Below are 23,016 nucleotides of genomic sequence, written 5' to 3' on the forward strand. Positions count from 1 at the left end.
CCGATGGGGCGGGTCGTGGCGATCTGGTTCCCCGACTGGCCCGCGCTAGCGGCACTAGCGGACGCCGGGCTCCCCGCGGATGCCCCGCTGGCCGTGGTGGCGGGAAACCGGGTGACCGCATGCACCGCCACCGCCCGCGCGCAAGGAGTGCGCCGCGGCATCCGTCGTCGCGAGGCACAGTCCCGCTGCCCCGGGGTGCGGATCGCCGCCGAGGACGCCCAGCGCGACGCGCGTGCCTTCGAGCCGGTCCTCGCCGAGCTCGACGAGATCGCCCCCCGCGGGGAGATCCTGCGCCCCGGACTGCTCGTGCTCTCCCTGCATGGCATCGCCCGCTACCACGGCGGAGAGCCCGCAGCGGCCGAGGCGCTCGTTGATGCCGCGGCCCGGGCCGGGCACGAGTGCCAGACCGGCATCGCGGACCGCATCCTCACCGCCGTCCTCGCCGCGCGCCAAGGCCGGATCGTGCCACCTGGCGGTGACCGGGACTATCTCGCCGACCGCCCCATCGCCGACCTCGCCGCCGAGCCATCACTGTCCGCACCCGACCGGCACGAGCTCGTTCACCTGCTGCACCGGCTCGGGATCCGCACCATCGGTGACTACGCGGCCCTCTCCGCCAGGCACGTGGCCTCCCGGTTCGGCAACGACGCGATCACCGCCCACCGCCGCGCGCGGGGCGAGCCGGACCGCCCGCCATCAGGCTTGCCCACACCGCCAGGGCTCGAGATCGAGCACGACTACGACCCGCCGATCGAGCGGGTCGATGCGGCCGCCTTTGCCGGGCGGGCCCTGGCCACCGAGCTGCACGGAAAGCTCGCTGCCATCGGGGTCGCCTGCACCAGGCTGCGCGTGCAAGCCCGCGCCGCGGAAGGCGCCAGCCATGAGCGCACCTGGCATTGCGCGCAGCCCCTCACGCCCGAGAGCACGGCGGACCGGATCCGCTGGCAGCTCGACGGCTGGCTCTCCCGCCGCGATGCCGGGCGCTCCACCGGCCCTGCGGGAGGAATAACCACCCTGCGCCTCGAGCCAGTGGAAGTGGTCACCGCCAGCGGTCTCCAGCTCGGGCTATGGGGACAGGCGGGCGCGCGCGAGGAACGCGCCAGGCGTGCGGTAGTGCGCGTCCAGGCGCTGCTCGGCGGTGATGCCGTCCAGGCCCCCGCCACCCAGGGCGGGCGCGCGCCCCGGGCACGCATCATCACCAGCCCGCACGGAGAGCATCAGGTTGTCGTGCATCCGCCGGGGGCACCCTGGCCAGGAGCGTTGCCCCCGCCTGCTCCGGTATGGCTGCCCGACCCGCCGAGGCCGGTGCGGCTGCTCGATGGCGCGGGCACGCCGATCCAGGTATCCGGGCGGGGCATTCTCACCGCCGTGCCCGGATACCTCCATGACCAGGGAAGGTCGTCCCGGATCATTGCCTGGGCGGGCCCCTGGTGCCTGGACGAGGAATGGTGGGACCCGGATGCGGGGCAGCGCGCCGCCCGGCTACAGGTGATCACGCACCCCGGCCGCGCCTACCTGCTGGTGAGCAGTCGCCAGGAGTGGGCGATCGAAGGCATCTGGGACTGACCGGCGGCGTGGGTTGCTGGCGCGAGCCAGGTCTCCGCGAGCCAGGCGCGGGGGCCGGGTGGCTCCGGCGCGAGCCAGGCGCGGGTAGAAGCACCAGAAAACGTCAAACGCGATAGAAACCGACCTGGATTTCCCACGGTTTCTATCGCGTTTACAACCAAGGGGCAGCCCGGACGGGACCACCGCGGCCGGGGGCGCCCGCCGACGAGAGCCGGCCAGCGGTGACCAGACAGAGCTAGCGAGAGCCAGCCAGCGAGGATCAGGGGATGTTCGGGAACAGCTGGAGCGCCTCGAGGGTGAGGCCCAGGTTGTTGTAGACCCAGTCGCGTACCAGTGCATCGATCTGCGTGATATCGGGGAGCATGGTGGTGTCCTCTCGTCGTTGGTCCTGCTGGGTATCGGCAGGGGAGTATCCGGTGGTGCCAGTATGGCCACCAGATGCCGCCTTGTCCTAGGAAGGGCTGACAATTCTCAGCGAGCGCTCAGGAGCCGCGGAGGCACGTGCTTCATTTCGCTGCCCCGGATCCGTGACTATCGAACGTATGTTCTAGTATTCTTGGGGTGCGTCGCCTTCCCCGCGCACGAGCACCCGCTTGCCAGCCAGACGGCCCGGCGGGTGCACCAACCAGATGGCCCTGGTCGTGGCCAGCGCCTCGATGGGGAGGGGAGCGCGCATGGGATGGTCCGATGGCCCGCCGTCATGGCCGGAGCTGGAGCGAATCCTCTCGGGCCGCCCGGCCCCGCGGGAGGAAGCGCACCCGGGGGACGGGAACGATAGCCCGGCCTGGTCCCGCGTCCGCGAACCCTATGCGGCGCCTCCTCGTGACGAGGATCCAAGACCTGCTCCGGTGCCCTACGCGGAGCTGCATGCCCACACTGCCTTCAGCTTCCTCGACGGCGCGAGCCAGCCGGAGGAGATGGCGGAGCAGGCGGCCCGGCTGCGGCTCGATGCGCTGGCCATCACTGACCACAACGGCCTCTATGGGGTGGTGCGCTTCGCCGAGGCGGCGCGCGAGCTGGGCCTGCGCACCATCTACGGCGCTGAGCTGGCCCTGGGCACGAGCGAGCCCCGCACGGGCAGCCCGGACCCCCTTGGGGCGCACCTGCTGGTCCTCGCGCGCGGCGCGGAGGGATACCGCAGGCTCTCCCGCTGCATCGCCGACGCGCATCTCGAGGGCGGGCACAAGGGCACTCCGCGCTTTGATCTCGCTGGCCTCGCGGATGCTGCCGGGGGGCATTGGCAGATCCTCACGGGTTGCCGCAAGGGGCATGTGCGGGCAGCGCTGGAGCGGGGCGGGCCCTCGGCCGCGGAGGTAGCGCTGCGCGAGCTCGTTGAGCTGTTCGGCCACGAGAACGTGGCCGTCGAGCTGACCTGTCATGGCCTGCCGGATGATGATGAGCGCAATGATGCCCTGCACCAGCTTGCTCGCGCGCATGGCCTGCGGGTGGTCGCCACCACGGCCGCGCATCATGCGACCCCGTCGGGGAGGCGCCTGGCGCACGCGATGGCGGCGATCCGCTCCCGGTCGAGCCTCGATGAGGTCTCCGGCTGGCTGCCCCCGGCGGGGCATGGCTTCCTGAGGCCGGGTGAGGAGATGGCGCACCTCTTCGCGCACTATCCGGAGGCAGTGCCCACCGCTGCCGAGATCGGTCGCGAATGCGCGTTCGACCTGCGCCTGATAGCGCCGAGGCTGCCCCCGTTCACGGTGCCGGAGGGCCATGACGAGGACAGCTGGCTGCGCGAGCTCGTCATGGCCGGAGCACGCGAGCGGTATGGGCTGCCCGCTGGCCATCCGGGTGCCTATCAGCAGATCGAGCATGAGCTGCGGGTGATCAAGCAGCTTGGCTTTCCCGGCTACTTCCTCACCGTGCATGACATCGTCGGTTTCTGCCGCGGCCACGGCATCCTCTGCCAGGGGCGAGGATCGGCCGCCAACTCCGCGGTGTGCTACGCGCTGGGCATCACCAATGTCGATGCGGTGGCCAATGGACTGCTGTTCGAGCGGTTCCTGGCCCCCGAGCGGGACGGGCCTCCTGATATCGACCTCGATATCGAGTCGGACCGGCGGGAGGAAGCGATCCAGTATGTCTACGCCCGCTATGGCCGCACCCACGCCGCCCAGGTGGCCAACGTGATCACCTACCGGGGCAGGTCCGCGGTGCGTGACGCGGCCCGGGCGCTCGGCTTCCCGCAGGGGTCCCAGGACGCCTGGAGCAAGCAGGTGGATCGCTGGCATGGCGTGCGCGTGGGCTCGGATTCCAGCATTCCCCGGCCAGTGCTGGAGCTGGCCGCGCAGCTCGAGGGCTACCCACGCCACCTGGGCATCCACTCCGGCGGCATGGTGATCTGCGACCGTCCCATCGCCGAGGTGTGCCCGGTGGAGTGGGCACGCATGCCCGGTCGCAGCGTCCTGCAGTGGGACAAGGATGATTGCGCCGCCGCTGGCCTGGTCAAGTTCGACCTGCTGGGGCTGGGCATGCTCTCGGCGCTGCACTACGCCATCGATCTTGTCGCCGAGCACAAGGGCATCACGGTCGATCTCGCCCGCCTCGATCTTGCCGAGGCCGCCGTCTACGACATGCTGTGCCGGGGCGATTCGGTGGGAGTGTTCCAGGTCGAGTCCCGCGCCCAGATGGCCACCCTGCCGCGATTGCGGCCGCGCGCCTTCTTCGACCTGGTCGTGGAGGTCGCGCTCATCCGGCCTGGTCCCATCCAGGGCGGGGCGGTGCATCCGTACATCCGGCGCCGCAACGGCATCGAGCCCGTCGCCTACGATCATCCCGCCCTCGAGAGATCCCTCGGCAAGACGCTGGGAATCCCGCTGTTCCAGGAGCAGCTGATGCAGATCGCAGTGGACATCGCGGGCTTCAGCGCTGCCGAGGCCGACCAGTTGCGCCGCGCGATGGGGTCCAAGCGGTCCCCGGAGAAGATGGAACGCCTGCGCGGCCGCTTCTACGACGGCATGCGCGAGCTGCATGGCATCACCGGCGACAACGCGGACCGCATCTACGAGAAGCTGCGGGCCTTCGCTAACTTTGGCTTCCCCGAGAGCCATTCCCAGAGCTTCGCCGCGCTGGTCTTCTACTCGGCCTGGTTCAAGCTGCACCATCCCGCGGCGTTCTGCGCGGCGTTGCTGCGCGCGCAGCCGATGGGGTTCTACTCGCCGCAGTCCCTGGTCGCGGATGCCCGCCGCCATGGCGTGCGCGTGCACCGCGCCGATATCAATGCCAGCCTCGAGCAGGCGACCCTCGAGGAGCGCGGCACCGAGGTACGGCTCGGGCTTGCCGCTGTCCGCGGGATCGGTACCGCCACCGCGGCCACGCTGGTGCGCGAGCGGCAGCAGCACGGCCCTTACTCGGATCTCGAGGAACTGTCCCGCCGCACGGGCCTGTCCACGGCGGAGCTGGAGTCCCTCGCCACGGCCGGGGCGTTCGCGAGCCTCGGGCTGGACCGGCGGGAAGCGCTCTGGGGTGCTGGCGCGGCCGCGCGCGCCACGGGCGGCCACCTTCCGGGGACGGTAGTGGCAACTACCCCGTCCCTGCCTGGCATGAGCGCCATCGAGCTGGCCGCCGCCGATGCCTGGGCCACCAGCATCACCCCGGACCAGTACCCGACCGAGTTCCTGCGCCAGCATCTCGATTCGCTCGGAGTCACGCCTGCCAGCAGGTTGCTCGAGGTGGAGGATGGGCAGCGCATCCTTGTCGCGGGGGCGGTCACCCACCGGCAGCGTCCCGCCACCGCGCGGGGCGTGACGTTCCTCAGCCTCGAGGACGAGACAGGACTAGTGAACGTGCTGTGCTCGCCAGGGTTGTGGAAGCGCTACCGGGTCCTTGCCCGTACCGCCACCGCGTTGCTCGTGCGGGGCATCGTCCAGAATGCCGAGGGGACCGCCACCATCATCGCTGACCAGCTCCATGCCCTGGATCTGCGCATGGCGGCGGCACGATCGCGAGACTTCCAATGAAGCCAGCCATGCCGCCCAGGGCTCTACCTGCCGACGGCGGGCCTGGAGCAGGAAAGGATCAGGGGAACGGGAACGGCACGAACGCCACGGGCCCGGAGCAGGGCTGGAACAGTGCCGGGCCGATCTGGCACAGGAACCAGGCGAGGTGCTGGCCGAGCTGGAAGGCCTGGTCAGGAGTCAAGGGAAAGTACACGAGCGCCCCCTATGTCGATGCTGCCGGGATCAATGCGGACCAGGCAACTGCTGCTGCCGGAATGATCCGTGGATTGTCCGGAATTCTAGCGCCGTGCCCGGCCTAGCAGGAGCGGAACACCACCCACCGGTGATTATAGACGCGTATATCAAGCCGGACAGCGCCAAGGGGCACCTCGTCGAGACCGGCGAGGATGGGGCGCTGTCTCCCTGCTCAAGGGCACCACCTCGCGGAGAAAGCGCTTTGCCATCGACATTTCCGGGGAGCGATAGAGTGGTTCCGGATCCCAGCAGGACCATCCCCGCACGACCACCCCGAGGACACCGCATGGCATTCGCGAGCTCCCCCTGGCTGCGCACCTTCAAGACACCTCCCGGCACGCCCCGCGCCGACCTGGTGTGCTTCCCGCCCGCCGGGGGATCCGCTAGCGCCTACCATGCGCTTGCCCAGGAGCTCGCCCCCGGAGTCGCGGTGGCGGCGGTGCAATACCCAGGCCGGCAGGACCGCCTCGGTGACCCCATGATCGACACCATCGAGGGCATGGCCACCGCCGTGGCCGAAGCGATCACGTCTGCCCGCGGCACCGGCGCGCAGCTCGCGCTGTTCGGGCACAGCATGGGCGCCAGCGTGGCCTTCGAGGCCGCCCGCGCGCTGCACGAACGCGGCGCCGCGCCAGCCCACCTGATCATCTCCGGCCGCATCCCGCCGCACCATCCGCGCGACACCGAGTTCCACAAGGCCTCCGATGCGGACCTGATCACCGAGCTCGAGCGGCTCGCCAACGACCCCGCGAGCGTGCAGATCCTCCGGGAGGTCCCCGAGATCGCCGAGATGGTGCTGCCCTCGGTGCGCAACGACTACAAGGCCGTCGAGACCTATCGCTACCAGTCAGACACCCCGTCGCTCGACTGCCCGATCACCGTCTTCGTTGCCGAGGACGATCCCACCGTCACCGTCGAGCAGTCCCGCGAATGGGCCCGCCACACCACCGGCCCGTTCGAGCTCGTCACCTTCCCGGGGCGCCACTTCTACCTCGATGAGCAGACCGAGGCCGTCGCCAAGAGCATCGCCACGCTCATCGGCGGATAGGCGCGCTCTACACTGCTCCGCGGAATCCGTGCTGCCGCCATGCCTCGTACACCGCGACGGCCGCGGAGTTGGCGAGGTTCAGCGAGCGGCGACCCGCGATCATGGGTATCCGCACCCGGTTGGTGACGTGGGGATCATCGAGCACCTCGGCGGAAAGGCCCGTCGGCTCGGGGCCGAACAGCAGCACGTCCCCCGGCTCGTAGGCGATCTCGGTGTGCGGGGTGGTGGCGTGCGCGGTGAAGGCATGAACGCGCTCCGGGCGCAGCGCTGCCCACGCGGCCTCGAGGTCCTCGTGCACGGTGACGGAGGCGAGGTCGTGGTAGTCGAGCCCGGCCCGGCGCAGCTTCGGCTCGCTGAGGTCGAAACCGAGCGGGCCGACGAGGTGCAGCTCGCTGCCGGTGGCCGCGGCCAGGCGGATGGCGTTGCCAGTATTGGGCGGGATGCGGGGCTCGTGGAACATCACTCGGAACACGCCTCCCATTCTCGGGGATCAGCGCTGCCAGCCCCAAGCCGGGCTGGGCTTTCCGACCTCGGTTGTGTGCGCTTTTGCACCCATCGACGCCCGGTGGAGGGTGCAAGAGGTAGCACAACCGGGGGCTTCCGCAGGATCGGAGGTTTGCCGGCCGGCGGATCTCACAGCACCGAAGGCCGGTGCTCACCGGTCTGGGCGATGGTGGCCATGATCTCGCGGAGGGTCGCGAAGTAGCCCGCCAGCACTTCCTGCGCATGAGGGGTGCTAGGGGTCTGCGAGCTGAGGGAGAGCCCATCCTCGGTGCGGACGAGCCACATGTTGGCGTTGCTGGTACGGCCCTCCCCGGTGAAGATCAGCCCGTGGCGGTGGGGGCCGGTGCCCGCGCCGGGCATGCGGCGGGTATCGAGGTAGTTGACCATCTGCGGGGTGCTGGTCGGGGGCGCGAGGCGCCCCTCGGCGATGAAGCGCGCGAGGACGGCATGCACGGGCGTGGGCGCGAGGTCCTTGGCGGTGTCGAAGCTGGCCTGGGCGCGGGGCAGCAGCGAGGTGAAGCTCGGGTCCGCCGGCAGGGGGAACGCGACGGGCACGAAGTTGCAGAACCAGCCCTGCGACAGCGAGTGCTCGGCGGTGCGGGTGGAGAGCACGGTGAGGCCGAAGTAGGTGCTGGAGCCGGTGAGCTGGTGCTCGGCGAGCGCGAGGACCGCGAGGATCGCCCCGCTCGGGCGTGCTCCATGTCGCGCGCAGGCCTGCTCGAACGCGGTGGCGCCGGTGTCGTCGAGCAAGTGGTGGGAGACGATGTGAACGGGAGCCGTCTCGCTGGGAGAGAGGCCGAGATCGAGCGGGAACCGGGGGATCCGCCAGTCGCCGAGGGCGAAGATCCCCGCCCATTGTTGCTGCAAGGCCGGATCGGCGGCGAAGCGATCAGCGGCCTCGGACTCGCGCAGCGTGTACGCGGAGTGCGGCTGGGCGAGCTCGGTGGGGAAGGTGAATGCCGCGTCACCAGCATGGGCGAGGTAGCGCTGGGCGAGCTCGTTGAGGGCGAGGCCGTGGGAGATGCCATCGGTGAGGGCGTGATCAGCCCCGTAGTAGAGCGTGAACGAACCGCCATGATCGATGGCGCCGAACGCGCAGCCGGGCGCGCTCCAGGGGGCGCATTGGGCGGCGAGATGCTCGGTGATGTGACGGGCTGCATCGGCACCGCCGAGGGGGGTCCCCGCGCTCACTATCGTCTCCACCGATTCCGCGGAAAAGACCATGCGGAGGTAGCTGCCGTCGCGTTCCTCGAAAGACGTGCGGGTGTTCTCGTGGGTGGTGCTGAAGCCCGTGACGGCAGCGGCAAGGGCAGCGTGCTCGAGCGGCTGGTCGATGAGGGTGAGGCCCCCGATGAATGCCCGGTAGGGCTGGCCCGCTGCCTGACTGGCGCGCGCGGCCCGCAGGTGGTCGAGCTGCAGGAAGCTGACAGGGTGCTCGCGCGGCGTGCTGCCGGGCCGGGGGCTGGGCGAGGCGATCACGGGGATGCCGCCGCGGGCGTTCCATGCGGAGAGGGCGGTGAGGATCAAGCGGTCCTCCTGTGGGTCGGGGGCTAGTTCGTTGGGGCCACGAGCGGCATTCTCAGGCGGCGACCGGGGTAGTGCTAGCGCTGCGCAGCACGGTGGTGAGCTCGCTGAGGAATGCCTCGATCGCCTGGTGCGCCTGCGGGGTGCTGGGGTAGCGCGTGGAGACGTTGAGCCCGTGGGGAGTGCGGTTGATCCAGAAGTAGACCTCGTTGCTGCTGTAGCTGTCGGAGCGCAGCGCGCGGCCCTGGATGTCGGGCATGCGGTCGGCCTCGGGCAGGTAGCGGATGTCGACGTAGGAGACCACGAAGCGGGGTGTGGCGGTGGTGCCGAGCAGCTTGGCGACGCGGGCGAACGGGGCGAGGGCGAGGGGCTTGGTGGCGGCGAGCGCGCGGGTGGCGGACCGCAGCGCGCCGGGGAGGTCGTTGCCGTGGGCGACCGAGAGCGTGAGGGGGACGATGTTGACGAACCAGCCCATCGACTCGGCCCAGCTCTCGTGCACGCGGGTGTGGACGGGCATGATCGTGGAGAAGGTGGTGTCACCGCTGGTGCGGGCGTGTGCCAGCGCGAGCGCGGCGAGGATGCCAGCCTGCGAGCTGATGCCGTTGGCGCGGCAGGCGGTGTTGAGAGCGTGCGCCTCGTCGGGGGTGAGCAGCCAGCGGGAGATGCTGGCCTGCCTGCTCGGGGTGGTAGCAGGCTCGACGGGAGCGAAGGCGGGGAACTGCTCGTCGTGCTGATCGAGGAACTCGCGCCACGCGTGGACGGCGGGGGCATCCGGGGCAAGGGCATCGCACGCCTGCTGCTCGACGACGGCGAAGTCGAGGTGGCTTCCAAAGGTCTTCGCGGTGGTGCGGCTGGTGCCGTCGACGATGTCGTTGTAGAGGGCCCGCAGCTCGCTGATGGCGATGACCTGGCTGTAGGCGTCCATCACGGAGTGGTCTGCGCCGAAGATGCAGAGGAACGAGCCGGCGTCGCCGCTGGGTTCAAGGGTGGCGAGGATGCAGTGCGGCCAGGCCAGTGGCGAGAGGGCGGTCTCGAACTGCTCGGAGAGGAAGTCGCGGGCCTCGGCTCCAGTGCGGGCCCGGGTGACGGGGACGGGCACGGCGTCGATGGCGTCGGCGGGGACTGTCTGGCGGGCCCAGCCAGCGGGGGCGGGGACGACGGTGGTGCGCAGTGCCTCGTGGCGCGCGAACCAGGCGCTGATGAGGGTGCGCATGGCCTCGGCGGAGTAGGGGCGCTCGATGCGGAAGGCTGAGCCGATCCAGCTGCCTCGGCCGGGGCGGTCGGTGGTGCGATCAGCGCGGTCGCAATGCTCGCGGTGCGCGGAGGAGAGCGGGCGGGCGTCCGGGGCCCAGGCGTCGCGGGCGACCACGGGGGTCCAGGTGGTGAGGCGACCGTCGGGGAGCGGGTATTGATCGAGCTCGGTGTATTCCATCGTGGCCCCAATTTCCTATCGCAGGGTTTGTTTTCTGGCGGTGTGCGATGGATTGATCGTAGGGAGCATTCGACCCTGGTGGTGCTCGTCCTCCGGAGTGCTGCGGGTCACGCTTGAAATAGTGGCGCGGATGTGAATAATCCTGTGGTGCCTGGTATTTCGCTTTGTCCCAGTACGTTGATTGACTGGTCAGGGAATGTGCCAGGTAAATTGTTTCAAGCGCGGGCAAGGACCGAATGCCTCGCGATTGTCGCCTTCATCGTATTTCGGCATGGCGGCGAACAATATTGTTCTCGGCTGCGTTAAAACCGTTGCGATCATGTTTCGCAGGGTTGCGATGCGCGCAACGCAAGGTGAATTCGGCGTGCTGTGATAGTGCATTCATCGCGCGCGCAACGTGGGTGCCATCACAGCGAGCGTGGCGGAGCGTGATATCTCACCTGTGCGCGGCCGGTGGCGTGGCGCGGGCCCGCAGGGTCTCCTGCCATTCGGACCACAGCGAGTGCATGACGTGGTCGGAGGCATCGGTGCGCGGGTAGCGGGAGCGCAGCGAGATGCCGCGCTCGTCGCGCCAGATCCAGAACTGGGCATCGTCGGCGACAGTGGAGTTGCTGATATGCACCGGATCGGTGCAGGTAGCGGCGCCGCGGCTGGGGGCAATGCCGGGCAGGGCGCGGTAGTCGATGTAGGACAGCATGTAGACGTCCTGACGGGTGCGCCGGAACTCGTCGGCGAGCGCGGTGAGCACATGCGCGAGGGGGACCGGCGCGAGCTCGAGGGCGCTGCGGAAGGCGGCGTGGTTGGCGGCGAGATTGGTGGCGAAGCTCGGGCTGGGCACGTTGATGGTCAGCGCCACGGTGTTGGTGTACCAGCCGAAGGTGCGGTCGGAGAGGGGCCTGTGCCGGGTGTGGACGGGCATGAGGATGTCCTGCCGGACCGGGCCGCCGCAGGCCTTGGTGGCCATGCCCAGCGAGGTGGCGAGGCCGCTGAACATGCTGCCGCCGTGGGTGCGCACCCATTTCTCGAAGTGGCGCGCCTGGTGGGCGTCGAGCAGTTGCCGGGAGTCGTCGGCTTGCGGGTGGAGGGTGCCGGGCTCGCCCACCCCGAGCGGCAGGGGGAACGAGGGCGCGGTGCCGCCGGAGGAGCGCAGGTAGTGCAGCCAGCGCTGGATGCGCCAGTCCTCGCGCGGGGTGGCGGCCATGGCGGTCTCGTGCGCCGTGTCGGTGACGAAGTCCCCGGCGGAGGCGCTGTCCATCGGGGTGCCGTGGTGCGCGGCGAGGTAGTCGCGGGAGAGCTCGTGGATGGCGAGCGCGATGGAGTAAGCGTCGGCGTGGACGTGGTCGAACGCCGCGATGATGGTGGCGGTGCTGCCGTGCTCGATGGCGAGGAACCGCATGGCCGGGTAGTGGGTGGGGCGGCATCGCTCGCCGAGCAGGCGGGCGAGCAGCTCCTGCATCTGGCGAGGCGTCGCGGCGTCGTGGGCCAGCTGCAGAGGCTCGGCAACGGTGGTGCTGGCGTGGATGTATCGGGTGACGGTGCCGTCCTGCTCGCGGAACTCGCTGCGCAGCGTGGGGTGGCGGTGCAGGAACGCGGTGAGCGCGGTCGCCAGCGCGGCGCGGTCGAGGGGGTGGGTGACGGTGAATGCCGCGGCGAGCCAGACGCTGCGCCCGTCGGGGTCGGCAGCCGCGCCTGCGAGGTGGAACTGCTGGTTGAACGAGGGGGCGATGGGCGAGCGGGTGGCGGACCCGGTAGTGGTGACGGGCCATTCCCAGATCGTGCCGGGCTGGGGCTGGTAGCGGCTGATCGTGGTGAGCTCCATGCCGATAGGAGCTTAATCGGCGCGGTCCCCTGATGCAGCGTAAGCGTGGTCCATCGTGGCCTGCAGCGGGATGTGCGGGTCGAAGGCGACGCCGAGGGATTCCATGCTGCTGCGGATCAGGTGCAGCGTCCAGCCGCAGAGCAGGCTCTCGAGCTGCGCCGCCTCGGGGACGCGGCTGCGGCGCCAGCGGTTGACCGTGGAGTCGACGAGCCCCACGAGCGCGAAGGCGAGCGGCTCGGCACTGGAGGTGTCGGCGTCGAGCGCATCGAGGACCGCGGTGAACAGGTCGGCGATCTGGGTGGCAATCGTGGTCTTGGCGGTGGTCGCCACGTCCGGGCCGGCGGTGCCGTCGCGGGACGCGCGGGAGCCGACGAAGTGGTGCAGGTGGGGGTGCTCGGTGGTCCAGGAGATGTAGGTGTGGACGCTGTCGTGGATGAGCTCGGTGGGAGTGCGGGAGAGGTCGAGGCGGGGCGCGAGATCGGCGAGGACCTTGTCGGCGATGTGCGCGCGGATCTGGTAGTCGAGGTCGGCGCGGTCCCGGAAGAACCGGTAGATGACGGCCCTGGTGACGTGGGCGTGCTCCGCGATGCGGGAGACGCCCACAGCGGGCCCGTCGACCTCGATGGCGGTCAGCGCGGAGTCGAGGATGTTCTGGCGGCGGGCTGCCTTGTGGTGCTCCCAGCGCACGGCACGGCGGTCGGTGGGGCGATCATCCGGGCGGGGGCTGCGGGGAGTTGTCCTGGGCACGTCGAAAGATTATCGAACAAACCCCTTGTGTGTAACACGTTGGATCACATAGATTGCTGATACACGATGACTCAGGTACCTGGGCTCGACTCTCCAGAGGAGCAAGAACCATGGCCCGCAACAGTATCCGCAGCACCAACCGCAACAAGGTCTACGTCGTCGGCGTCGGCATGACGAAGTTCGAGAAGCCCGGCTCGCGCGACTGGGACTACCCCGACATGGCCCGCGAGGCCGGGATCAACGCCATCGACGACGCCGGGATCGCCTACCACGAGATCGGCCAGGCCTACGCCGGCTACGTCTACGGCGAATCCACCTCCGGCCAGCGAGCCATCTACGAGCTGGGCATGTCCGGCATCCCAATCATCAACGTCAACAACAACTGCTCCACCGGCTCCGCGGCGCTCTTCCTCGCCGCGCAGGCCATCCGTGGCGGATCCACCGACTGCGCGCTCGCCCTCGGCTTCGAGAAGATGCAGCCCGGCTCGCTCGGCTCCACCTACGACGACCGCGAGCAGCCCATGATGCGCCACCTCCTCGCCCTTGCCGAGCTGCAGGAGTTCGCCATGCCCCCGGCGCCCTACATGTTCGGCGCGGCCGGCCGGGAGCACATGGAGCGCTACGGCACCACCGCCGAGCACTTCGCGAAGATCGGCGTCAAGAACCACCGGCACTCCCGCAACAACCCCTACGCGCAGTTCCAGGACGAGTACACCCTCGACGAGGTGCTCGGTGCCAAGCAGATCTACGCGCCCCTGACCAAGCTGCAATGCTCCCCGACCTCGGACGGGGCCGGGGCCGCCATCCTCGCCAGCGAGCGATTCGTCGAGGAGCACGGGCTGGCCCGCCAAGCCGTCGAGATCGTCGGCCAGTCCATGGTCACCGACATGCGCTCCACCTTCGACGACAACAGCGCCATCAGCCTCGTTGGTGGCGACATGACCCGCGCCGCGGCCCAGCAGGTCTACCGCCAGGCCGGCATCACTGCCGACGATATCGACGTCATCGAGCTGCACGATTGCTTCTCCACCAACGAGCTCATCACCTACGAGGCCCTCGAGCTTTGCGGGCCCGGCGAGGGCGGCAAGCTCATCGACAACGACGACACCACCTACGGCGGGCGCTGGGTCGTCAACCCCTCCGGCGGCCTCATCTCCAAGGGCCACCCCCTCGGCGCGACCGGCCTCGCCCAGTGCGCCGAGCTGACCTGGCAGCTGCGGGGCACCGCCGGTGCCCGCCAGGTCGACAGCGCCGCCACCCCGAGCGGCGTGGCGCTGCAGCACAACATCGGCCTCGGCGGCGCAGTGGTCGTCACCGCGTACCGGCCCGCCGAGCGCTAGCCCGCCCCAGCAACCTCTCGACAGCAACCCCTCGAACAAAGGAACCCATCATGGCATCCGTTTCCGTCTCCGCCCACGTCCCCGCCGCGCCCGAGAAGGCCTGGGACCTGCTCTGCGACCTCTCCCGCTGGGACGAGTGGCTCACCATGCACGTCAAGTGGAAGGGCGAGATCCCCACCGAGATCGGCACCGGCACCACTATCACCCAGGTCGTCTCGGTCATGGGCATGGCCAACAAGATCGAATGGAACGTCGATGAGTACGACGCGCCCCGCCTCGTACGGATCTCGGGCACCGGCATGGCCGGGGTGAAGGTCGAGTTCGTCCTCTCGGTCGCCCCCGAGGGAGAGGGCTCCAGCGTCACCATCGACGCCTCGTTCACCGGCACGATGATCGTCGGGCCGATCGGCAAGGCCGTCGCCAAGAACGCCAGGGCCGATCTCGAGACGTCCATCGCGAAGTTCACCGATCTGCTCGGCTGACCCCGCCATGACGCCCCCTACTAGCCCGCCAGACACGCAGGCCGTCGCGTTCGACTCCTCGGGCATCGGCGAATGGACCGATCCCGAGGTCTTCGACGTCACCGCGGAGCGCATCGCCGCCTACGCCGCCGCCACCAACGACCCCATCGCCCGGCACCGCGACGGCACGATCGCGCCACCAGTGTTCGCCGTGGTGCCGGTCTTCTTCTCGATGGCGCCCGCAGCCCTCTCGGTCGCGCCACCGGAGCTGCTGATGAAGCTCGTCCACGGGGAGCAGGACTTCCGCTTCCACCGGCCCATCCGCGCCGGGGACCAGCTGACCGTGCGATCGCGGCCGATCGGTTTCACCGGTCGGGCCAACGGCTCCACGGTGGTCGTCTACGGCGAGACCCGGGACCGCGACGGCGAGCTCGTCAACGAGCAATGGATGACCGCGTTCTTCCGCAACGTAGATGCAGGCGAATCGCACGGCGAGCAAGCCCCGGAGCACCGGTTCGATGACACGCTGCGCGAGCAAGCACCCATGGCGACCGTCGAGCAGCACATCGACGAGGACCAGACCTACCGCTACTCGCCGGCCTCGGGCGATCCCATGCCCATTCACCTCGATGACGAGATCGCCCGCATGGCCGGGCTGCCCGGGATCATCAACCACGGGCTCTGCACCATGGCCTTCGCATCGTGGGCCGTGCTCACCGGGATCGCCGACGACCAGACCGAGCGGCTCCAGCGCCTCGCGGTCCGCTTCGCCAAGCCCGTCCTGCCCGGCCAGGACATCACCACCCGCATCTGGTCGAGCCAGCAGCGAGCAAGCACCTATCACTTCGAGACCAGCGTGGCCGATACCCCCGTCCTCACCGACGGACTGATCGAGCTCCGCTAGCCCAAGAGATCCGCTAGCCCAACCAAGGAGCCACCCACGATGACCACACTCGACGGAAAGGTCGCCATCGTCACCGGTGCCGGCCGCGGCATCGGCCGCGAGCACGCCCTGTTGCTCGCGGCCGAGGGAGCCAGCGTCGTCGTCAATGACCTCGGCGGCGCCAACGATGGCACCGGCACCGACGCGGGCCCCGCCCAGCAAGTCGTCGACGAGATCACGGCCGCCGGCGGCACCGCGGCAGCCAACACGGACAACGTCGCCACCTGGGACGGGGCCGAGCGCCTAGTGCAGCAGGCCATCGACACGTTCGGCGATCTCCACATCCTCGTCAACAATGCCGGCATCCTCCGCGACGCGTTCCTCGCCGGAATGACCGAGGAGCAGTGGGATGCCGTCATGGCAGTCCACCTCAAGGGCCACGCCGCGCCCACCCGCCACGCGGCCGCCTACTGGAAGGCGCGCACCAAGGCCGGGGAGAACGTCAACGCGGCAGTGATCAACACCTCCTCCGCGTCGGGGACGTTCATGCCGAACGCGGGGCAGAGCAACTATGGCGCGGCCAAGGCCGGCATCGCCGCGTTCACCCTCGTCGCCGCGGACGAGCTCGAGCGCTACGGCGTGCGCGTCAACGCCATCGCCCCCATCGCCCGCACCCGCCTCACCCTCGCCACACCCGGCATGGGCGCGCTCTTCGCCGAGGAGGTCCCGGAGGGGGAGTTCGACCCCTTCAGCCCCGCCAATATCGCGCCTCTCGTCGTCCGGCTCGCCGACCCCGAGTGCAAGCTCACCGGCAAGGTCTTCGCCGTGCAGGGCGGCGCCATCACCGAGCTGCACGGCTGGACCGGCGGCACCACCATCGAGTCCGACGGCCCCTGGACGCTCCGCGATCTCGCGGATCGCCTCGGATGAAAGGCACCGCCATGGCATCCGCCAGCACAGAAGCATCCGCTACGGCTCTTCGAGCCATCGAGCATGGGGTCGGCATCCTTGATGAGCATCGCGCGCTCGCTGACTCCGTCCGCGCCTTCACCGAGCGCTACATCCGGCCGGAGGACGTCCGCGCCGAGGTCGACGCCACCGACGAGGAGCGCACCCCGCCGTTCTGGTCCGAGCTCGCCGCCCAGGAGCTGCTGGGGCTCGCCATCCCGGAGGAGCATGGCGGTAGCGGCGACGGGATCCTCACCCTGGCCGTGGCGCTCGAGGCCCTCGGCCGCCGCATCGCTCCCGGGCCGTTCGTGCCCACCGTGCTCGCGAGCGCGATGATCAGCGCCTCGGACTCGAAGGCGCGCGTGGAGCTCCTGCCCACGCTCGCTGGCGGGGAGACCGTCGCCGCTGTCGCCCTGCGCGGCACGTTCACCGCCACCCGCGATAGCGACGGGCTGATCCTCGACGGGCACGCTGATGCGGTGATCTCCGCCGAGCACGCCGACATCATCGTCGTGCCTGCGACCGTGGGCGATGTGGAGACCCTCTGGCTCGCGGTCGACGCCGCTGGCCTGAGCGCCACTGCCCAGGACAGCATCGACCTGCTGCGCGGCTCGGCGCGCATCGAGGCCAGCGGCGCGCGGATCAGTGCCGATCGCATCCTCGACGGGCTCGGCCACGATCGCGGGCACGCCATTGCCACCACCATCCTCGGGGCAGAGGCGCTCGGCATCATGTCCTGGTGCGTCACGACCGCGGCGGAGTATGCGCGCGTCCGCGAGCAGTTCGGGCGGCCCATCGGCCAGTTCCAGGGAGTCAAGCATCTCTGCGCCCGCATGGGCGTGGCTCTCGAGAAAGCCCGCGCCGTCATCTGGGATGCCGCCACCGCGCTCGACAACAACGACGACACCGCGTCCCTCGCTGCCTCCATCGCCGCGACGATCGTGCCCCGCGCCGCGGTCACCGTCGCCCAGGACTGCATCCAGGTGCACGGCGGCATCGGCTTCACCTGGGAGCATGACGCGCACATCTACTACCGGCGGGCGCTGGCTCTCCGCGGCGCGCTCGACCACCACGACGAGCATGCCCGCCGGGTCGCTGGCGCCGCGCTGGCCGGGACCACCCGTGGCTCCGCCATCGAGCTCCCGGACGAGGCGGCGGCGATCCGATCGCGCATCCGTGCCGCGCTCGAGCCGATCGCCCGGATCACCGATGAGGACGAGCAACTGATCGCGCTCGGCGACGGGGGATGGGTGCAGCCGCACCTGCCGGAGCCGTATGGCCGCGCCGCGGCGCCGCTCGAGCAGATCGTCATTGCCCAGGAGATCGATGCCGCCGGGATCGCCATGCCCCAGCTGCTCATGGGCGGGTGGGCGATCCAGGCGATCGTCGCGCACGGCAGCGAGCAGCAGAAGCGCGACCTCGCGGTCCCCACCCTGCGCGGCGACCTGGTGTGGTGCCAGCTGTTCTCCGAGCCGGGCGCGGGATCCGACCTCGCCTCGCTCAGCACCAAGGCCGTGCGCGCCGAAGGCGGATGGAGGGTGACTGGCCAGAAGATCTGGACCACGGTGGCGCAGTTCGCGGACTGGGCCATGCTGATCGCCCGCACCGATCCCGACCGGCCCAAGCACCAGGGCATCACCTACTTCGTGCTCGACATGTCTACGCCCGGGATCACCGTCCGGCCGCTGCGCGAGATGACCGGATCAGCCCTGTTCAACCAGGTCTTCCTTGATGATGTGTTCATCCCGGACGAGCACGTCGTGGGCGAGATCAACGATGGTTGGCACGTTGCCCGCACCACCCTCGCCGGGGAGCGGGTAGCGCTGAGCCAGAAGATGGAGGCCTACGCCACCGACCGTGACCTGCTGGGGTTCGCGCGCGGCCGCGACCTCTCGCCCACCTCCTTGGTGCGCCTCGGCGAGCTGCTTGCCGAGAGCCAGGCCGTCGACCTCATCGGTGCGCGCGTCGTTCTCAAGCAGCTCGCTGGCGTCGACGTGAGCACTACCTCGTCGGTGGGCAAGCTGCTTGCCATGTCGCTCGGCCAGGCGATCTCCGAGTTCGTCGTCGAGGAGCTAGGCGCCGCGGGAACCGCGGCCGTGCCCGGCCAGCCCAGCGACAAGGCCATCGAGCAGCTGATCGCCGGGCGCGCCACCACCATCTACGGTGGCACGACCGAGGTACAGCTCAACGTCATCGGCGAGCGGATGCTGGGCCTGCCCCGGGATGCCGAGCCCGTGGCCGCACGGTGAGCGGGGGCCTGCCAGGGCCGGGCCGCGCGATCGTCCAGGGGTCGGGGAAGGATCTCGTCATCCTGGTGCATGGGTTCTCCGATAGCGCCGACTCGTGGCATCGCGTGCAGCCACTCCTCGCGCGCGAGCGCACCGTGGTGGCGATCGACCTGCCCGGCTTCGGGCGGTCCGCCGAGGCGTGGCCGCTGCCCCTGCTTGATGCCTACCGCGACCTGATTCTCGCGGTGGCCCGCGAGCACGGCCGCGGCGGGACCACCACGATCGTCGGCAACTCCCTCGGCGGAGTCGCCGCTGCCCATGCCGCCGCTCACGCCCCGGACCTGATCGACCGCATCGTCCTCGCCGATGTGCCCGGCCTCGCGCCGGCGCCGCTGCTGTGGGCGCGCGCCTCCTCGGCCCGTGCCGAGGCGATCCTGCGCGCGCTCACGGGCAGGCTCCCGGCCCCCGCTGCGGTCACCGTGTTCGAGTTGCTGTTCAGTGCCGCGGCACGGCACCGCAAGCGCCTCGATGCCGCAGCACGCCGTGCCGTGCGCGCGAACTACCCCCAACCGGCCACTGTGGTGGCACTGCTGCCCAAGGCCCGGGATGTACTGCGCGCCATCGACGAGCTGGACCTGCCCGGCCTGATCGCGAACCTGCCGATGCCCGTGCATCTCGTCTGGGGCGAGCATGACTGGCTGACGCCCCCGCGCACCGGGCGCCGCTTGCTTGCCCACCCCCACGTGACCGGTGCTGTCCTGCCCGGCTGTGGGCACTGCCCGCAGCACGACCGGCCCCGCGCCTTCGCCGCTCTGCTCGAGGAGGTGCTGGGCACCCCGCCCGGCACCCACGACACCCGCAGCGCGGACGGATCCGAGAGAAACGAGATCGCCCAGTGAAGAAGAGTGCCCAGTGAAGGAATGTGCCCAGTGAACCCGTTGCGCAGCGTGCCCCGCGCCGCTGGCCTCGCCCGCAGTGCCCGCGCCATGATCGTGTCCGGCATCGTGCCGCTCACCCGGCCCGACCTCGGGCTGCGGTCCCTCTCTGCCCTCCGCCGCGAGGGGCCGTTCGTCGGGGCCATCCAGGTGCCGCTCGGGCGCGCGCCGCACAGCATTGCACTCATCGATGACGACGGTCCCATCACGTACTGGGAGCTCGACCAGCGCGCGACCGCGCTGGCGAGAGCATGGGGCTCCTGCGGGCTCGGCACCGGATCCGTGGTGGCGACGCTATGCCGCGACCACCGATACCTCGTGATCACCATGCTGGCCGTCGGCAAGCTCGGTGCCCGCCTCGTGCTGCTCAACACCGGCTTCTCCGGCCCGCAGCTGCGCGCCATCGCGGAGCGGGAGAACGTCGACGCACTGGTCCATGACAGCGAGTTCGACGAGGTCGCGACGCATGCGCCCGCCTCGGTGACCACCTATCTCGGCTGGCATGATCCGGATGCGCCCGCGCGCCGCATGTGCCCCGCGATCAGTGATCTCATGCTGTTCCCGCCCACGCTGCCCTTGCCCCGTCCCCGGGCAGCGCGCGGGTTCATCCTGCTGACCAGCGGAACCACCGGTGTCCCCAAGGGAGCGCCACGCGAACGAACCTCGATCCTCTCGACCGCCCAGTTCCTCGACCGCATTCCCCTGCGCGCCGGCGGGGTCACCGTCATCGCCACGCCGGCCTTCCACGGCACGGGCCTCTCGCAGCTGCTGATCGCGCTCGCGCTCGGGAGCACCGTCGTTCTCGCGCGCCGGTTCGATCCCGCGACCGCGCTCGCAGCGATCGAGCAACACCGCGCCGATTCGCTGATCGTCGTGCCCACCATGCTCCACCGCATGCTCGAGGCCGATGCCGCCGCCAAGGCGCAGCGCGACACCTCGTCGCTCCGGGTGATCCTCACGGCGGGCTCCGCGCTCGCGCCCGAGCTGCAGCGCCGCGCCACCGCACGCTTCGGCGATGTGGTGCACAACCTCTACGGATCCACCGAGGTCGCGGTCGCCTCGGTCGCGACTCCCGATGAGCTGCGGCGAGCGCCCGGAACGGTGGGACGCCCGCCAGCGGGATGCCAGGTGATACTCGTGGATGACGACGGAAACGAGGTCACTGGGGCGCACCGGCGGGGGCGGGTCTTCGTGGGCAGCGGGCTCTCGTTCGAGGGCTACACCGACGGGCGTTCCCGCGAGACCTACCGCGGCCTGCTCGATACGGGCGACATCGGTCACTGGGACTGGTCGGGCCTGCTCTACATCGATGGCCGTGCCGACGACATGATCGTCTCTGGTGGCGAGAACATCCACCCCGTCGCGGTGGAGAACAGCCTGCTCGAGCATCCCGGCGTCAGCGATGCCGCGGTGATCGGGGTGCCCGATGCGGACTTCGGACAGCGGCTGCGGGCCTACGTGGTGCCCGGGACCGGGAGCGGGGGAGCCGCCGGTACCTTCGAGGACTCCGTTCGCGAACACATCCGGTTCCAGCTCGGCAGGCTCGCGGTGCCCCGCGACGTGATCGTTGTCGAGAGCCTGCCACGCAATGCCACCGGCAAGCTGCTGCGGAGTGTGCTGCAGGATACAGAGACGGTCATCACAATGGAGGACGGTGCGCGTCACTGATAGATTAATGGGTTGCGGCTGGTCGCTCCACGGCGTTCGGTTTCGTACGTGGAAGCATTCTTTCGACCGTTTCTGAGCTGGGCATTCCTGCTTGCCGATGGCGCGGGTGCCTGCGCGAGGTGCTGCTCGCTTCTCGCTGGATGGCTAGACCTGGGGCTTGCTCGAGGTTAATTGCCGGATAATCCGCTGACCCGGATTGCCGCGATTGGCGCTTTTCCTGTTACGCGGTGGATAACTGCATTGTGTGCCGCAGGAATGGTGCCCCGCGCCATTTATTGAATCGCCCTACTATCGGCGCATGGCCATACGACTCGCACCGCTCGACTGCGCCGCGTACCGGGTGGAAGCCGCCACCGGGCGCCGCGTGGCCAGCCAGGCGGTGTGGAAATACGATCGCCCGGTCGATCACGACGCCCTGGCCCGCTTCCATCGCCACCTCGGGCTGGGCCCGCTCGCGCGCCGCATCGCTCCAGCCACCATCCCCGCCGCCGGGGACCACTGGATCAAGGAACCTGCAAGCCTGCCCATCGAGCACGCGCCGGGCCGGCTTGCCGACCACGCCGTCGAGGACTGGATCCGTGACCGCAGCCACGCCGCCGTCAGGGGCACCGGACCCACCTGGCGCATGGCCGTCGCCACCCTCGAGTCCGGTGGAGCCGTCGTGTCCGTCATCGCCTCGCACAGCATTGCCGACGGGCAGGCATTCACCTACGCGCTCCTCGCTGCTGCCTCGGGCGCAGCGCTGCCCGTGCCCGCCAGCACGGCAGCGCCAGCCCGCGCTTTCGCGACCCTCGCCGATGCGCGCACCACCCTCGAAGCGGCTCCCGCGACCATTCGAGCCCTCGTCGCCCTCCCTCGCGCGCTCGCCAAGGGCACGCCAGCACACCGCCCGCGGCCGCGCAGCACCGCCGCGGCGCCCGATGCCGAGAACGTCATCGCGCGGCTCACCACCACCAACGGGGAATTCCGCTTCCCCGGGGTATCGCTGCCCGTGACCAGTCGCGACTGGAACACCCGCGCCACCGAGCTCGGCGGCACCTCCAATTCGCTCTTCATGGCCATCGCCGCGGACATCGCGGCCCGGCTCGGCCGCGTCGCTGACGACGGCTCCGTGCTCCTCGCGATCCCCGTCAGCGAACGGACGGCAGGCGACCATCGCGCCAACGCCATCACCGGCGTCACCATCGCCCTCGATCCCGGCCGCGCCCGCAGTGGGCTCGGACCCGTGCGCGCGCTCACCAAGGCGCGGCTCACCGAGGCCCTGGGCACGCCCCACCCGCTCGCGCCACTCATCCCGGTCATCACGGCGCTGCCCCGGCCCGCCGTCCGTGCTCTCGCCGGGACGATCCTGCATGGCGACTACCTCAGCGTCGGATGCTCCAACGTCGGCGCCGTGCCCGAGCAGCTCCTCGCCATCGATGGGGCGCCCGCCACGCACATGATGATGACTTTTGTGCTGCAGGGATACCGGCCCGACCAGATCCTCCGCACCGGCGGCCGCCTCAACGTCGGGATGGTGGAGGCAGCCGGGGTCCACCGGCTCCGCGTCTACGGCTTCGACCCCCGCGTCCCGCTCGACGACGAAGGCCTCCGCGAGCTTGGCAGCGACGTCCTCCAGTCCTGGGGCCTCGCCGTGCAGCCCTGGTAGATCCCTCCCTGTTTCGTTCCCTCCTGCTTCACGACACGCGCTTCACGACACCGACGAGAGGCAAGC

17 protein-coding genes are annotated in these 23,016 nt (G+C 70.0%); 11 read left to right on the forward strand and 6 right to left on the reverse strand.

Annotated elements, in window-relative coordinates:
- Positions 1-3 precede the first annotated feature (3 nt).
- Positions 4-1,566, forward strand: a complete 1,563-nt coding sequence (locus QC765_RS11565) for a Y-family DNA polymerase (protein ID WP_278314626.1) — start codon at positions 4-6, stop codon at positions 1,564-1,566.
- Between the two features lie 674 nt (positions 1,567-2,240).
- Positions 2,241-5,531, forward strand: coding sequence for an error-prone DNA polymerase (locus tag QC765_RS11570; protein ID WP_278314627.1), 3,291 nt, complete (start codon positions 2,241-2,243; stop codon positions 5,529-5,531).
- Between the two features lie 58 nt (positions 5,532-5,589).
- Here the strand turns inward: QC765_RS11570 and QC765_RS11575 are convergent, their stop codons facing one another.
- Positions 5,590-5,724: a hypothetical protein gene (locus QC765_RS11575; protein WP_278314590.1), complete on the reverse strand. Its 135-nt coding sequence runs from the start codon at positions 5,722-5,724 to the stop codon at positions 5,590-5,592.
- 327 nt (positions 5,725-6,051) lie between these two features.
- Between QC765_RS11575 and QC765_RS11580 the strand changes: the two genes are divergently transcribed.
- Positions 6,052-6,813: a thioesterase II family protein gene (locus QC765_RS11580; protein ID WP_278314591.1), complete on the forward strand. Its 762-nt coding sequence runs from the start codon at positions 6,052-6,054 to the stop codon at positions 6,811-6,813.
- Between the two features lie 7 nt (positions 6,814-6,820).
- On the opposite strand, the gene QC765_RS11585 is transcribed toward QC765_RS11580, so the two are convergent.
- The 5 genes from QC765_RS11585 to QC765_RS11605 form a co-directional block, all read right to left on the reverse strand.
- On the reverse strand, positions 6,821-7,285 hold the full coding sequence (locus QC765_RS11585) for a tRNA (cytidine(34)-2'-O)-methyltransferase (protein ID WP_278314592.1): 465 nt from the start codon (positions 7,283-7,285) through the stop codon (positions 6,821-6,823).
- Between the two features lie 161 nt (positions 7,286-7,446).
- Positions 7,447-8,844, reverse strand: coding sequence for a condensation domain-containing protein (locus tag QC765_RS11590; RefSeq protein WP_278314593.1), 1,398 nt, complete (start codon positions 8,842-8,844; stop codon positions 7,447-7,449).
- Between the two features lie 52 nt (positions 8,845-8,896).
- Positions 8,897-10,273 (reverse strand): condensation domain-containing protein, encoded by a 1,377-nt coding sequence (locus tag QC765_RS11595; RefSeq protein WP_278314594.1) that lies wholly within the window; start codon positions 10,271-10,273, stop codon positions 8,897-8,899.
- Between the two features lie 436 nt (positions 10,274-10,709).
- A complete protein-coding gene (locus QC765_RS11600; RefSeq protein ID WP_278314595.1) occupies positions 10,710-12,092 on the reverse strand; it encodes a condensation domain-containing protein in 1,383 nt (460 codons plus the stop codon).
- 12 nt (positions 12,093-12,104) lie between these two features.
- Entirely contained in the window at positions 12,105-12,839 is a 735-nt protein-coding gene (locus QC765_RS11605) for a TetR/AcrR family transcriptional regulator (protein WP_278314596.1), read from the reverse strand.
- Between the two features lie 110 nt (positions 12,840-12,949).
- Here QC765_RS11605 and QC765_RS11610 point away from each other — a divergent pair, with 110 nt between their 5' ends.
- The 8 genes from QC765_RS11610 (at position 12,950) to QC765_RS11645 (ending at position 22,950) form a co-directional block, all read left to right on the forward strand.
- Entirely contained in the window at positions 12,950-14,179 is a 1,230-nt protein-coding gene (locus tag QC765_RS11610) for a lipid-transfer protein (RefSeq protein WP_278314597.1), read from the forward strand.
- Between the two features lie 50 nt (positions 14,180-14,229).
- The gene (locus QC765_RS11615) at positions 14,230-14,661 is read left to right on the forward strand and encodes a type II toxin-antitoxin system Rv0910 family toxin (RefSeq protein ID WP_278314598.1); all 432 of its coding nucleotides are present in this window, start codon (positions 14,230-14,232) and stop codon (positions 14,659-14,661) included.
- Between the two features lie 7 nt (positions 14,662-14,668).
- Entirely contained in the window at positions 14,669-15,544 is an 876-nt protein-coding gene (locus QC765_RS11620) for a MaoC/PaaZ C-terminal domain-containing protein (RefSeq protein ID WP_278314599.1), read from the forward strand.
- Between the two features lie 39 nt (positions 15,545-15,583).
- A complete protein-coding gene (locus QC765_RS11625) occupies positions 15,584-16,453 on the forward strand; it encodes an SDR family oxidoreductase (RefSeq protein WP_278314600.1) in 870 nt (289 codons plus the stop codon).
- A gap of 11 nt (positions 16,454-16,464) precedes the next feature.
- The gene (locus QC765_RS11630) at positions 16,465-18,720 is read left to right on the forward strand and encodes an acyl-CoA dehydrogenase family protein (protein ID WP_278314601.1); all 2,256 of its coding nucleotides are present in this window, start codon (positions 16,465-16,467) and stop codon (positions 18,718-18,720) included.
- Positions 18,717-19,598, forward strand: a complete 882-nt coding sequence (locus tag QC765_RS11635; RefSeq protein WP_278314603.1) for an alpha/beta fold hydrolase — start codon at positions 18,717-18,719, stop codon at positions 19,596-19,598. Before QC765_RS11630 ends, QC765_RS11635 begins: the two co-directional genes overlap by 4 nt.
- Before the next feature lie 30 nt (positions 19,599-19,628).
- Positions 19,629-21,302, forward strand: coding sequence for an AMP-binding protein (locus tag QC765_RS11640; protein ID WP_278314605.1), 1,674 nt, complete (start codon positions 19,629-19,631; stop codon positions 21,300-21,302).
- Positions 21,303-21,600: 298 nt separating this feature from the next.
- Positions 21,601-22,950 (forward strand): hypothetical protein, encoded by a 1,350-nt coding sequence (locus tag QC765_RS11645; protein ID WP_278314606.1) that lies wholly within the window; start codon positions 21,601-21,603, stop codon positions 22,948-22,950.
- The last annotated feature ends 66 nt before the right edge of the window (positions 22,951-23,016 follow it).

It is taken from the genome of Hoyosella levis (assembly GCF_026008515.1).
GTDB classification, from domain to species: Bacteria; Actinomycetota; Actinomycetes; order Mycobacteriales; family Mycobacteriaceae; genus Lolliginicoccus; species Lolliginicoccus levis.